This window comes from Desulfothermus naphthae (assembly GCF_054657475.1).
Genome location: NZ_BAAHYQ010000001.1, coordinates 82,220 through 96,017, shown reverse-complemented (window position 1 = coordinate 96,017; position 13,798 = coordinate 82,220). Strand labels below are relative to the sequence as shown.

The following is a 13,798-nucleotide window of genomic DNA, read 5'->3' as shown; positions in this document are numbered from 1 at the left end:
TTAAGCCTTGATGGATTAAAGCTAATAAGCAAAGATTTATATATATCTTTAGATAAACATTCTCAAATAATCTAATTTGTCCCTAACCGAGAATCTCTGAATAATACTTTTTTTTCTTGACAAATGATTTTCTCTTGATTTAAGCAATTTTCAAAAGAAATAATTCCTAAAAAATTAAAGGTAAGTGCGATGAATGTGTATTACGTACCTGTTTTTTTATATTTGATACTTATCATTTTAATAATGGCCGCGGTTGTTTTTTTGTCCTCCTTAATAGGCAAAAAGCCACTTACTAACATTCAGAAAATCCCGTACGAATGTGGTCTGGATCCTGCGGGACCAAAAGAGGCTTATGTGCCTATTAAATTCTATGTCATTGCCATGCTTTTTATTGTGTTTGATATTGAAGTGGTATTTTTTTATCCTTGGTTAATTGTTTATAGGAATTTAGGTGTTGTTGGTTTTGTAGAAATGTTAATATTTTTTGCTATTCTTTTAATTGGACTGTTTTATGTAATAAAAAAGGGTGCTTTAAGATGGGAATAGAAGAATCTGGTGGAATTTTAGTAACTACACTTGAGAAGGTGGTTAATTGGGCGAGGAAGTATTCTGTGTGGCCTCTTACCTTTGGCCTAGCTTGTTGTGCCATTGAGATGATTTGTACTGCAGCCTCGAGGTTTGACATTGCAAGGTTTGGCATGGAGGCCTATAGGCCATCTCCTCGTCAAGCTGACATGATGATAGTAGCCGGGACAGTGACCAAGAAGATGTTGCCAGCAGTACTTAGGCTTTATGAGCAGATGGTGGATCCAAAGTGGGTAATGGTGATGGGTTCCTGTGCTACTAGTGGTGGTATTTTTAGGTCTTATGCGGTAGTACAGGGTATTGATAAATATTTGCCGGTAGATGTGTATGTCCCAGGCTGCCCTCCAACTCCTGATGCCTTGCTATATGGAGTTACCAAGATTCACGAAAAAATAATGCAGGATAAGTGGCTCACCAAGAAATATGAACATATAAAGTTTCCTGAAAAAGTGAAGAGTTAGTTATGGATATAAAAGGGTACACTGAGAAAGTTTTGTCTGCCTTACCAAAAGGAGCAATAAAATCTGTTCAGGAATTTCGCGGACAGATTTCATTGAGTGTTGAACCAGAATGCATCATAGACGTACTTAAGCTACTCAGAAATCGATTTGGGTATAGATATTTGATAGATTTAACAGCAGTAGATCACCTCCCTAATGAACCACGTTTTGAGGTGGTTTATCATCTGTGGTGCCATGCAGAAAAAAGGCTTATAAGGGTAAAGAGTTATGCAGAGGGAGATCCTCCTCACATATCCTCTGTTGTTGGCCTTTGGTCAACGGCCAATTGGCATGAAAGAGAATGTTATGATATGTTTGGTATAATTTTTGACGGACATCCTGATTTAAGAAGGATTTTGCTTTGGGAAGGGTTTGATGGTCATCCACTTAGAAAGGATTATCCAGTAGAAGGAAGAGATGAGAAAAGAAATAATTAAATTAAATGTTGGGCCTCAGCACCCAAGTACTCATGGAGTACTGAGGTTAGTAGTGGAGCTTGAAGGAGAAGTAGTTGTAAGTTGTGACCCTGATATTGGGTATTTGCACAGGGGAATTGAAAAGCTTATGGAGAATAGGACCTATCATAGGTCTATCCCCTTGACAGAGAGAATTGATTATTTGGCAGGTGCTGCTAATAGTCTAGGATATATTTTGGCAGTAGAAAGGTTGCTTGGAATTGAAGAGATTCCTCCCCGTGCAAGATATATTAGGGTAATTGTGGCGGAGCTCACAAGGATTGCCAGTCACCTATTTTGGTTGGCTACACATGGCCATGACCTTGGGGCTATGACTCCTCTTTTTTATGCCCTAAGAGATAGAGAAGTGATAATGGATTTTTTTGAAAAATGGGCTGGAAAACGGTTGTTTCCAAACATGTTTCGTGTGGGCGGAGTTGCAAAGGATTTTCCTGAGGGGATGGAGCAAGAGATAAGAAAATTCGTTGAAGAATTTCCAGAGAGGCTGAAAGATTGTGAGACCCTACTTACAAAAAATCCAATATGGATAAAGAGGACAAAGGGCATAGGGGTTCTCACAAAAGAGGAAGTTTTAGATTGGGGTCTAAGTGGCCCAATGGCGAGGGGATCTGGACTGGATTTTGATATCAGAAAGGTGGATCCATATTTAGGTTATGATGAGTTTGATTTTATAGTGCCCCTTGGAGAAAATGGTGATACATATGACAGGTATTTGATACGACTTGAAGAGATGCGACAGAGCTGCAAGATAATCCTTCAGGCCCTGGATAGGATACCAAAAGGTGACATAATGATAGATGATTATAAAGTAGCATTTCCTCCAAAAGAAAAGGTGGTTAATGGTGAATATTTAATTCCCCATTATCTTTTGGTTGTTAAGGGATTTAAAACTCCAAAGGGTGAGGTCTTTCACCACACAGAGGCGCCAAAAGGTGAGCTTGGGTTTTATATTGTAAGTGATGGATCAGAACATCCATATAGAGTTAAGATAAGGACTCCTTCCTTTGTGAACTTGCAGGTTATATCAAAGCTTGCAAAGGGAAGGCTCCTATCTGATTTGATAGCCCTTATAGGAACAATAGATATTGTATTGGCAGATGTGGATAGGTAATAGGTTTTAACGGCCTAAAAAAGGAAATGGTATATGTCTGACACCTTAATTTTCTTGATTATATCGCTAATTAAGAGTTTGGTAGTTATTACCTGTGTAATGCTAGGTGTAATGATTGGTGTGTATTTAGAGAGGAGAATTTTAGGTTTTATACAACTACGTTATGGACCAAATAGGTGTGGACCTTTTGGGATCTTACAATCCATTGCAGACGGCATTAAGCTTTTTTGTAAACAAGATATAACTATGCCTGTTACAGAAAGAACCCTTTATGTACTTGCTCCCATAATTGCGGGAGTTACTGCCCTATTTCCCTTTGTGGCAATTCCCTTTGCAGATAAAGTATTGCCAGATGCAATTAATTTATTCGGCAGGACCTTAGATTTAACGCAATACAGTATGAATAGGGGGGTTATTGCTGATTTACCTGGAGGAGTGTTGTTTATTCTAGCGGTCTCTTCTCTATGTGTATATGGAGTTCTTTTGGCTGGATGGTCTTCTGACAATAAATACTCCTTTTTAGGGGGCGTGAGAGTTACTTCGCAAATGCTCAGTTATGAGCTATTTTTAGGTGTCTCAATAATGGGAGTTTTATTGGTTACTGGGTCAATCCGTATGACGGAAATCGTAGAAGCACAAAAACATATGTGGAACATTGTATATCAGCCAGTTGGTTTTATTTTATATATGATAGCAGGTTTTGCTGAAGCGTGTAGGACCCCATTTGACTTGATTGAGTGTGAAAATGAGTTGGGATCAGGTTTTAATACAGAATATAGTTCTATGAAATTTGCCTTGTTTTATCTTGCTGAATACATTCACATTATAACTATTAGTGCAATTGCTGTAACTTTGTTTTTAGGTGGTTGGCAAGGACCATGGCTTCCATCAGGCTTATGGTTTATATTAAAGGTAGCATGTTTATTTTTATTTTTTATTTGGGTGAGAGGAACCTATCCAAGAGTCAGGTTTGATCAACTTATGAGTCTTGGGTGGAAATATTTATTTCCTATAGCTATGGCCAATCTAATTGTAACTGGGGTGTGTGTCCTTATCTCATAGAGGAGTTGTTTGAGCATGGTTAGAACTATAATTTCTCCATTGGTGCAGGGACTAAAAAAGACCTTTGAAAAGGCTTTTAGTAAAAAAATAACTGTTCAATATCCTGAAGAAAAGAGAGAAATACCAGAGCGATTTAGGGGAAGGCCAAGATTAGTTCTTGATGAGAAGGGAAAGATAAAATGTGTTGTCTGTTCCCTATGTGTGGCAGTGTGTCCGCCACAGGCCATATATATTGAAGCAGATGAGGGAGCGGATCCATCCATTAGATATCCTAAAAAATATATAATTGATTTGGGTAGGTGCATATATTGTGGTTATTGTGAACAAGTTTGCCCCAAAGAGGCTATAAAATTGAGCAAGGAATACGAATTGGCTCAGTATGAGAGGTCAAAATTAATATATGATTTACCAAAGCTAATAAAGTAAAGGGTAATGAAAATGGAGATGCTTTTATTTTTCTTTTTTGCAATTGTTTGTATTATTTCCTCATTAGGTGTTGTGTTTTTCAAAAATCCAGTCAAGAGTGCTATAAGTCTTATTGTTAATTTCTTTTCAATGGGTGCTATTTATATTATTTTAAATGCGGAGTTTATTGGTTTGATGCAGGTTTTAGTTTATGCTGGTGCCATTATGGTCTTATTTTTGTTTATTATTATGTTATTAGATGTAAAACACACAACCAAAGAAATAATCTATTTTAAGAATAACTTATCAATAGTTTTATGTTTTTGTTTTATTTTTCTGGCAATAATCTTTTCAGTGGCTACATCGTTATATAATGCTGGATTAATGAAAGGTATAAAAGGTCTTGACTGGATGTTCTTAGATAATAGTAATACAAAGGCAATTGGAAAAGTTCTCTTTACTAAATATTTACTTCCATTTGAAGTGACCTCACTTTTACTTTTAGTTGCAGTTATTGGAATAATAGTGTTAGGTAAGAAAAAAAATACATAAGAGGATTATATTATGATACCCTTAAGTTATTTACTTATGCTAAGTGGTATTTTGTTTACCATAGGAGTTTTAGGCGTTCTATTTAAAAGAAATACAATAGTTATATTTATGTCGATTGAGCTTATGTTGAATTCAGCAAATTTAAGTTTTGTTGCTTTTTCAAGGTATTTGGGTAATTTGAATGGTCAGATATATGTATTTTTTGTAATGGTTGTTGCTGCAGCAGAGGTTGCAATAGGTCTCGCAATAATTGTAAATATGTATAAAAACTTTAAGTCCATATCAGCAGACAGAGCAAATCTTTTAAAATGGTAAAGGGATAGGCTAATGATGAAATACGTTTGGCTCATTGTTTTTTTCCCATTTTTAGGATTTTTAATAAATGGTTTTTTTGGAAGGTATTTTAAAAGAGAGGTAGTGGCCTTCATTGCTGCATCGGCAATAGGTCTTTCATTTGTATGCGGTATATACACGCTTTTTGATCTCTTGAAATTGCCACCACACTCACGAGTAGTTGAGGTAGTTTATTTTGACTGGATAAAAGCTGGTATATTAAATGTATCTGCGGGATTCTTAATTGACCCATTGACCATGGTAATGGTCTTAGTTGTGAGTGGAGTTAGCTTTTTGATTCATATCTATGCGGGTGAGTATATGGAGGAAGATCCTGGGTATGTTCGATTTTTTGTGTATTTAAATCTTTTTGTTTCTATGATGCTTATTCTTGTTATGGCAAATAACTTCCTTCTAATGTTTGTTGGTTGGGAGGGAGTAGGCCTTTGTTCTTACCTATTAATAGGATTTTGGTTTGAAAAGGACTCTGCATCAAATGCTGGAAAAAAGGCTTTTATTGTTAATAGAGTGGGGGATTTTGGCTTTTTAGTTGGAATGTTTATAATTTTTTCTACCTTTCATACCCTTAATTTTAGAGAAGTATTTGAAAAAGCTCCGGAGATGTTTAGTATTGGGAGTGCTACCATCACGTTGGCTACCCTATGCCTGTTCTTAGGAGCTACTGGAAAGTCAGCTCAAATACCTTTGTATGTGTGGCTACCTGATGCAATGGAAGGTCCAACACCAGTATCTGCATTAATTCATGCTGCAACCATGGTTACAGCGGGTGTTTATATGATGGCAAGATGCAGTGTATTATACGCCCTGGCACCATTTTCCCTCGAAGTTGCAGGAACAATCGGGGCATTGACTGCTGTGTTTGCAGCATCAATGGCTTTGGTGCAGGTGGATATGAAGAGGGTGTTGGCCTATTCAACTATTAGTCAGATTGGTTATATGGTTTTGGGTTGTGGAGTAGGTGCCTTTGCAGCGGGTATTTTTCACCTCATGACCCATGCTTTTTTTAAGGCCTTGTTATTTTTGGGCGCTGGAAGTGTCTCCCATGCACTTGCTGGTGAGCTAGATATTAGAAAGATGGGTGGGTTATATAAAAAGTTGCCAATTACCCATATAACATTTCTTTCTGCTACCTTGGCTATATCAGGTATAATACCATTTGCGGGTTTTTTTAGTAAAGATGAAATACTATTTGAGACCTTTATTGGACACCATAATATTCTCTATTTGCTAGGGATTGTAGGTGCACTTATGACAGCTTTTTATATGTTCAGGCTTTATTTTATAGCATTTCATGGAGAGTCCAGGGTAGACCCAGAGGTTGAAAAACACATCCATGAGCCATCATGGAGAATGGGTGTTGTGCTGTCAATATTGGGGATTTTGTCTCTTATTGGTGGTTGGATTCAGTTACCATTTTTCCATAATTTGAAGATTTTAGGTGGATTTTTGGAACCTGTTTTTCATCAGGCCCATGAAATTGGTGGTATAGAACATGGTAAAGAAGTTGGAATATGGCTGGAAGGAGCCTTAATGGCCCTGTCACTAATTGTAGCTCTTATTGGTATATACATAGCCTATAATTTTTATATTAAAAATCCAGAGCTTCCTAAAAGATTGGGTGAGAAGTTTGCCGGGCTATACAGATTACTGTTTAATAAATACTATGTAGATGAAATATATCAAAAAATTGTTGTAAGACCTTTATATAATTTGAGTCTCGGCCTCTCATATATAGTTGATCAACATATTATTGATGCTACAGTGAATGGCACTGGCAAGAGTATGGTATATGGTTCGTCTTTACTAAGGCGTGTTAACACTGGATATGTACAATTTTATGGTTTGATAATGTTTATTGGGGCAGTTGTGGTAATGCTCGTAAATATATTTTAAAAACAGGAAAGGTTTAAAGTTATGCATGAATTGAACTTTCCCATATTATCATTAATAACCTTCTTTCCCTTAGTGGGAATAATATTAATAGCCTTTACAGAGAGAGAAGACGAATATCTTCAAAAATGGATAGCCTTTTGGACCACCTTAATAAATTTTATTATCTCATTACCTTTGTTCTTCTATTTTAAAGATAGTGCTAAATTTCAGTTTGTTGAAAAGATTAATTGGATACCTTCTTTTGGAATAAGTTATCATATGGGTATAGATGGTATAAGTCTTTTTTTAGTTTTGCTCACTACTTTTTTATGTCCTATATGTATTGCTGCTTGTTGGAGTGACATAAAGGATAAGGTAAAGGAATTTCTTATTTGTTTTCTCTTCTTAGAAATTTCCATGATTGGCGTATTTTGTGCTATGGATATGTTTCTTTTTTATATCTTTTGGGAGCTTATGTTAATACCTATGTTTTTGCTCATTTTATGTTGGGGTGCACCAGCCAGGAGAAGGTATGCTGCAATTAAATTTTTCCTATATACTATGGCTGGTTCAATGATGATGCTGGTTGGGATTCTAGTTCTTTATTTTTACAATGCAAAGGTCACTGGGGAATATACCTTTGATCTTTTAAAACTCATGAAAATAGATTTGCCTTTTCATCTACAATACTGGTTATTTTTGGCTTTTGGAATAGCATTTGCGGTAAAGGTTCCCATGTTTCCATTTCATACATGGCTTCCAGATGCACATACTGAGGCCCCAACAATAGGTAGTGTGATTCTTGCAGGTGTATTGCTGAAGATGGGAACTTATGGTTTTGTGAGGTTTAATCTGACATTATTTCCCAATGCGTGCGTATATTTTATGGAACTTATGGCCATATTAGCTATTATAGGAATTATATATGGTGCTTTTATGTGCCTTGTGCAAAAAGATTTAAAAAGGCTGATTGCATACTCAAGTGTGAGCCATTTGGGCTTTGTGATGTTAGGTGTTTTTGCCCTAAATATGCAGGGTCTTAGTGGTGGAATGATTCAGATGATAAACCACGGCCTTTCAACAGGGGCACTCTTTTTGTTAGTCGGTATGATTTATGAGCGAAGACATACAAGGCTGATAGCTGAATTTGGAGGGTTGGCTAAACCACTTCCTATATTTGCTACTTTATTTATGATAGTCACCTTATCTTCTATTGGACTTCCAGGATTAAATGGATTTATAGGGGAATTTTTGATAATGGTTGGAGCCTTCAGGACCAAATGGTGGTGGGGCGTTTTGGCGGCTACTGGTGTAATATTGGCTGCTTGGTATATGCTATGGATGTATCAGAGAGTAATGTTCGGAAAGGTGACAAAGAAGGAGAATTTGAAGATAAAGGACTTGGTCCCAAGGGAGATATACCTGTTGGTTCCCCTAATTGTATTTATTGTTTGGATAGGCGTACATCCCAATACTTTTTTATCAAAGATGGAGCCTTCTATAAAGGAAATAGTATTAAAGTATGAGAAAATAAATAAAAAGCATGTGGATATGGCTGGCATAAACATCTTGAAAATTATAAAGGGCGAAAGATCATGATATCAGGAATCCAGTATCTTAAAGATAGCTTAGGATTTTTACCGTTTTTGATTTTGGTGTTTTCAGGTTTAATTGTTTTACTTGGCTCTGCAGAAACAGCTAAACGGGAAAGTGGCCGCTATGGAAGTGGTGTTGCGATTGTTGGCACGTTGCTGGCTATGCTCAGCTTGTATCTACTCTATAGTTTTAAAAAACGCGCGTTATTTAATGATATGCTCATAATCGATAATTTCTCATTATTTTTGACTGGTACTATTTTAATAGCCACTTTAGTAGTAATACTCATCTCTAGGAAGGCTGTTGCAAAGGATGGAGTTGAGATAAATGAATATTATATGTTGCTTTTATTTAGCTCTGCGGGTATGATCCTTATGATACAGTCTATAAATCTCATTATGGTGTTTCTTGCTTTAGAGATATTCTCACTTGGTATATACGTTCTGGTAGGTATTACAAAACAGAAAAAGGTTTCCACAGAAGCGTCTTTAAAATATCTTCTTTTGGGCGCTTTTGCAGCAGCATTCTTTTTGTATGGGTTAACGTATATCTACGGCGCAACAGGTACCCTTGATCTCCTAAAAATCGCAAAAATAGTAAGTGAAGGAAAGGTCACATCTACAACTTATTTAGTATTGGGAGCGTCTTTAGTGCTTTGCGGACTTGGATTTAAAATAGCCTTAGTACCATTTCATATGTGGACTCCAGATGTGTATGAAGGCGCGCCGACTCCAATTACAGCCTATATGGCTGTTGGAGTCAAAGCGGCTGCATTTGCTGTATTTATCAGGATTTTTGGACATGCATTGCCAAAATTTAATATAGAGTGGAATACCTTGCTTTGGATATTGGCTGTTTTGACTATGACAGTTGGGAACATATGTGCCCTATTGCAGGATAGTATAAAAAGGATGTTGGCGTATTCATCAATAGCACACGCAGGTTATATATTTGTGGCTGTGGTTGCAGGAACTCACTATGGTTATGGAGCAATACTATATTATCTATTGGTATATACATTTATGAATCTTGGAGCATTTGGAGTTGTAATATATGTTGAGTATTTGCTTGGACAAAGAGATAATATTGAATCCTTTAAGGGGTTTGGTTTTCGGAGACCAGTTATAGGTTTGTTCATGGCAGTATTTTTATGTTCACTTATGGGACTCCCACCTACTGGAGGATTTGTTGCAAAATTCGCAGTTTTTAGTTCTGCTATAAAGGCCGGATATGTCTGGTTGGTGGTTATAGGGGTTTTAAATAGTGCAGTGGCCGCTTATTACTATTTAAGGGTGATAATAGTTATGTATACAAGGTCAGAAACTGCAGTAGAGGTTATGTCTCCAAAAGGGAGTATATATAATGGCATAGGCTTACTCATTTCTTTGGCTGGAACATTAATCATGGGCATTCTCCCACATAAGCTTTTAGAAATTGCCATAAAGGCTGCGTCTCTCTAAATTAGCGATTAAAAGGAGCTTTATATGAAGTGCACAATAAATGGGATAGAGTGCGAATTTAAAGCTGGAGAAACAATATTAGAAATTGCCACAAGAAATAACATATACATACCCACTTTATGTTATCTTAAAAAGAGTGCCACTCCAACCGGTAAATGTAATATATGCGCTGTTGAAATTGCAGGTAAAGACGAGCTTGTTAGGGCCTGTGTTACAGAAGCAGAAGAGGGAATGGAAGTTTTAACTGAAAGTGATAAGTGTATTACTCATAGAAGGGAAATCTTAGAGAAGTTACTTGCAATGGGGTATCATGATTGTCCCACTTGTCCTATTCCAGGAAGTTGTGAACTTCAGGATTTGGTTTATAGATATGGTGCAAAAGGTGTTGACCTTACAAAGGCGAAAAAGGAATATGTTGTAAAATATATTACTCCTTTTATTAGGTGGGATTCATCAAAGTGTGTTCAATGTGGACGTTGTATTCAGGCCTGTTTTGATGTCCAGGTCAACAACGCTATCAGGGTCTTTGAAGTAGATGGAGAGACAAAAAAGGTTGAAGAGGGAGGATTTGAAAATTCAAAGGTGGAAAGTAAAAAAATTATTGAAAGATTAAAGACAGATTTTAAAGAACCAATTTTACCTGCACCTGATGAAGATTTTTGTGTAAGTTGTGGTGAGTGTGTTCAGGCCTGTCCAGTTGGAGCATTGAAATCCTCCTATGAGTGGCTTGGTCCAAAAAAGTGGGAAATGAAAAAGGTGGTAACTACTTGTTCATATTGTGGAGTGGGCTGTCAGCTGGAATTGTATGTAAAGGATAATAAAGTATTTCTGGTAAATGGTGCTGATAGACCTCCCAACTATGGCTCTTTATGCGTAAAGGGAAGGTTTGGATTTAGATTTATCAGTGCTGATGATAGGTTAAAGAAACCTTTGATAAAAGAAAATGGTAGGTTTAAAGAGGTTTCCTGGGATGAGGCATTGGATTTTGTTGCCAATAGACTCAATGAAATTAAAACAAATTATGGTCCTGATAGTATAGGAGTTTTTGCCTCTGCCAGGATTACAAATGAAGAGAATTATATTCTTCAAAAATTTACAAGAGCGGTTTTAGGCACTAATAACATTGACCATTGCGCCCGTCTCTGACACTCCTCTACAGTGGCCGGGTTGGCCGCAGCATTTGGAAGTGGTGCAATGACCAATAATATTGGCGATCTTGAAAATGCAGAAGTAATTTTAGTGACAGGGTCTAACACAACTGAGAATCATCCAGTGATCTCAGCCTTTATAAAGAGGGCAGTAAAACATAAAGGGGCAAAATTAATTGTTGTTGATCCACGAAAAATCAAATTGACCGAGTTTGCTGATATCTGGCTCAGGCAGAATCTTGGTACTGATATAGCATGGATCAATGGGATGATGCATGTGATCATTAAGGAAGATCTGTTGGATAAAGAATTTGTGGCTAAGAGGACCGAAGGATTTGAGGAATTAAAAAAGGTTGTGGAGAAATATACGCCAGAATACGTGGAGAAAATAACTTCTATTCCAAAGGAAAAACTCATTGAAGCCGCCAGGATGTACGCAAAGGCAAAATCAGCTGCTATTTGCTACACAATGGGGATTACTCAGCACATAACAGGTACAGACAACGTAAAATCCCTTGCTAATCTTGCAATGTTGTGTGGGAATTTAGGCATACCAGGTGGCGGTGTCAATCCTTTAAGGGGACAGAATAATGTTCAAGGCGCCTGTGATATGGGCGGATTACCTAATGTATACAGTGGCTATCAGCCTGTTACCAATCCAGAAATTAGAGAAAAGATGGCCAAGGTATGGGGTGTTAGCGATTTGCCTGATAAAGTGGGTTTGAAAGTCACAGAGATGGTTCCAAAGGCTTTAGATAAATCAATTAGGGCTTTATATATTGTTGGTGAAAATCCAATTGTCTCTGATGCTGACGTTAGCCATGTGAAAAAGGCTTTAGAGAGTGTGGAATTTTTAGTGGTGCAAGATATATTTTTGACAGATACAGCAAGGTTCGCAGATGTTGTCCTTCCAGCTGCTGCATTTGCGGAAAAAGAGGGCACCTTTACTAACACTGAGAGGCGCGTATCCCGGGTGCGTAAGGCTATAGATCCTCCAGGAGAGGCCAAAGCGGATCACGAGATAATATGCGAACTTTCCACTCGTATGGGATATAAAATGGAATATAGTAGTGTTGAAGAGATTTTTGATGAAATAAGAAAGGTTACTCCTTCTTATGCGGGCATAACCTATGCGAGAATTGAAAATGAAGGTCTATTTTGGCCATGTCCAGATGAAAATCATCCAGGCACACCAATACTTCATAGAGAAAAATTTCCCATTGGAAAAGGTAAATTCCATGCCATTGAATATGTCCCACCTGCTGAGCAAATAGATGAAGAATATCCGCTGTGGTTGACAACTGGAAGGATCTTGTATCAATACCATACTGGAACCATGACCCGAAGGGTTGAGGGATTAAATAAAATAGCACCAGAGTGTTTTGTTGAAATATCTCCAAAGGACGCTGCAAAATATGGATTATCAGATGGTGACATGGTTGAAGTAACATCCAGAAGGGGAAAGGTTGTTGCAAAGGTGAAGGTCTCTGATATGGCAAGAAAAGGTGTTATATTCATGCCATTTCACTATAGTGAAGCTCCTGCCAATATGCTTACCAATCCAGCTTTGGATCCAGTGGCTGGTATTCCAGAATACAAGGTCTGTGCAGTGAAGATAGCAAAGGTGGCTTAGGCACATATCACTCCCTAGGCCGCCTTTTTGTATTGTGTTTTTTCTCAATGTGTCTTAATATCTTTCCCAGAGAAGATTGAGTATTTTTTTCTATTCATTTATATCTAAGTTTAGGAGAAACTTACCCTAATTGTATTACAAATTGAGGGTAAGGTATTAGCTTATGAGATTTAAGGGAATAATTTTTGATTTTGACGGAACTCTGGCAAATTTGACAATTGACTTTGATAAGATAAAACGTAAGATCTTATTACTTAAGGATATTTTTGTAGAGGATAGGGGGATAGAGATAGACGTCCCTGATTTGCCTCTGCTTGAGTGTATTGAAAGATTAACAGATGATATTAAAAAATTTGATTTGGATTTGGCCAAAGAATTTAATACTAGATGTAGGTTAATACTTGTTGATATGGAAATGAGGGCTGCTAGACGAGGGAGGCTCTTTGATTACACCTATGAAATACTGGATAAGTGCAAGAAAAAGGGCGTTAAAGTAGCTGTGGTCACCAGAAATTGTACCCCAGCAGTTAAGATGGTGTTTCCTGATATTGAAGATATAATTGACGTGTTTTTGCCAAGGGAAGATGTTTTACGAGTAAAACCTGATCCACATCATATTCAAATTGCCTTAAAAAAACTTGGAATAAAAAAGCAAGATTCTATTATGATAGGAGATCATCCAATAGATATTATATGTGCAAAAAATGCTGGTGTCTTTAGTGGAGCAGTGGCAACGGGGAATACTCCTATAGAGGTCCTAAAAAAGGAACACCCTGATTTTGTTGCAAAGGATTTACCTGAATTATTTGCTAAATTAGAAGAGAATACAAATCCAGGATAAGGACATAGATAGCTGTACCTTTGAGGGTTTAAAAGATCTGGGATGAGTTTTTTTATTGTAAGCTTGGAGATAGAACAATTTAGGTTATTTTGGTTTTGAGGGATGAAGAAATAAAAGTGGAGGATTACTTATTTTTTTATTTGCAGGTTTTGGTGTTAGAGAGTTGGAAAAAGAGGATGTAAAATAGACTTTAGATTATAAAT

13 protein-coding genes are annotated in these 13,798 nt (G+C 37.0%); all 13 read left to right on the top strand.

Going from position 1 to position 13,798, the window contains the following annotated elements; translation table 11 throughout:
* Positions 1-189: 189 nt before the first annotated feature.
* The 13 genes from ACYQ1E_RS00460 to ACYQ1E_RS00400 all read left to right on the top strand — a co-directional run bounded on the left by ACYQ1E_RS00460 (position 190) and on the right by ACYQ1E_RS00400 (position 13,595).
* Positions 190-546 carry an NADH-quinone oxidoreductase subunit A gene (locus ACYQ1E_RS00460; protein WP_459874698.1) on the top strand — a complete coding sequence of 119 codons (357 nt, stop codon included), beginning with the start codon at positions 190-192 and terminating at the stop codon, positions 544-546.
* Positions 537-1,046 carry an NADH-quinone oxidoreductase subunit B gene (locus ACYQ1E_RS00455; RefSeq protein ID WP_459874697.1) on the top strand — a complete coding sequence of 170 codons (510 nt, stop codon included), beginning with the start codon at positions 537-539 and terminating at the stop codon, positions 1,044-1,046. The genes ACYQ1E_RS00460 and ACYQ1E_RS00455 overlap by 10 nt, the downstream gene beginning before the upstream one ends.
* A gap of 2 nt (positions 1,047-1,048) precedes the next feature.
* Positions 1,049-1,522, top strand: coding sequence for an NADH-quinone oxidoreductase subunit C (locus ACYQ1E_RS00450; RefSeq protein WP_459874696.1), 474 nt, complete (start codon positions 1,049-1,051; stop codon positions 1,520-1,522).
* Complete coding sequence (gene nuoD, locus ACYQ1E_RS00445) at positions 1,503-2,672, top strand: NADH dehydrogenase (quinone) subunit D (protein WP_459874695.1); 1,170 nt, start codon at positions 1,503-1,505, stop codon at positions 2,670-2,672. Before ACYQ1E_RS00450 ends, nuoD begins: the two co-directional genes overlap by 20 nt.
* A gap of 33 nt (positions 2,673-2,705) precedes the next feature.
* Positions 2,706-3,734 carry an NADH-quinone oxidoreductase subunit NuoH gene (gene nuoH / locus ACYQ1E_RS00440; protein WP_459874694.1) on the top strand — a complete coding sequence of 343 codons (1,029 nt, stop codon included), beginning with the start codon at positions 2,706-2,708 and terminating at the stop codon, positions 3,732-3,734.
* Between the two features lie 15 nt (positions 3,735-3,749).
* A complete protein-coding gene (locus ACYQ1E_RS00435; protein WP_459874692.1) occupies positions 3,750-4,160 on the top strand; it encodes a NuoI/complex I 23 kDa subunit family protein in 411 nt (136 codons plus the stop codon).
* Between the two features lie 12 nt (positions 4,161-4,172).
* Complete coding sequence (locus tag ACYQ1E_RS00430; RefSeq protein ID WP_459874691.1) at positions 4,173-4,691, top strand: NADH-quinone oxidoreductase subunit J; 519 nt, start codon at positions 4,173-4,175, stop codon at positions 4,689-4,691.
* 12 nt (positions 4,692-4,703) lie between these two features.
* Positions 4,704-5,006, top strand: a complete 303-nt coding sequence (gene nuoK / locus ACYQ1E_RS00425; protein WP_459874690.1) for an NADH-quinone oxidoreductase subunit NuoK — start codon at positions 4,704-4,706, stop codon at positions 5,004-5,006.
* Positions 5,007-5,018: 12 nt separating this feature from the next.
* Positions 5,019-6,938: an NADH-quinone oxidoreductase subunit L gene (nuoL, locus tag ACYQ1E_RS00420; protein WP_459874689.1), complete on the top strand. Its 1,920-nt coding sequence runs from the start codon at positions 5,019-5,021 to the stop codon at positions 6,936-6,938.
* 21 nt (positions 6,939-6,959) lie between these two features.
* On the top strand, positions 6,960-8,516 hold the full coding sequence (locus ACYQ1E_RS00415; RefSeq protein ID WP_459874688.1) for an NADH-quinone oxidoreductase subunit M: 1,557 nt from the start codon (positions 6,960-6,962) through the stop codon (positions 8,514-8,516).
* Positions 8,513-9,973, top strand: a complete 1,461-nt coding sequence (locus tag ACYQ1E_RS00410) for an NADH-quinone oxidoreductase subunit N (protein WP_459874687.1) — start codon at positions 8,513-8,515, stop codon at positions 9,971-9,973. Before ACYQ1E_RS00415 ends, ACYQ1E_RS00410 begins: the two co-directional genes overlap by 4 nt.
* A 24-nt stretch (positions 9,974-9,997) precedes the next feature.
* Positions 9,998-12,754: a formate dehydrogenase subunit alpha gene (gene fdhF, locus ACYQ1E_RS00405; protein ID WP_459874686.1), complete on the top strand. Its 2,757-nt coding sequence runs from the start codon at positions 9,998-10,000 to the stop codon at positions 12,752-12,754.
* A 163-nt stretch (positions 12,755-12,917) separates the two neighbouring features.
* Complete coding sequence (locus tag ACYQ1E_RS00400; protein WP_459874685.1) at positions 12,918-13,595, top strand: HAD family hydrolase; 678 nt, start codon at positions 12,918-12,920, stop codon at positions 13,593-13,595.
* Positions 13,596-13,798: the final 203 nt, after the last annotated feature.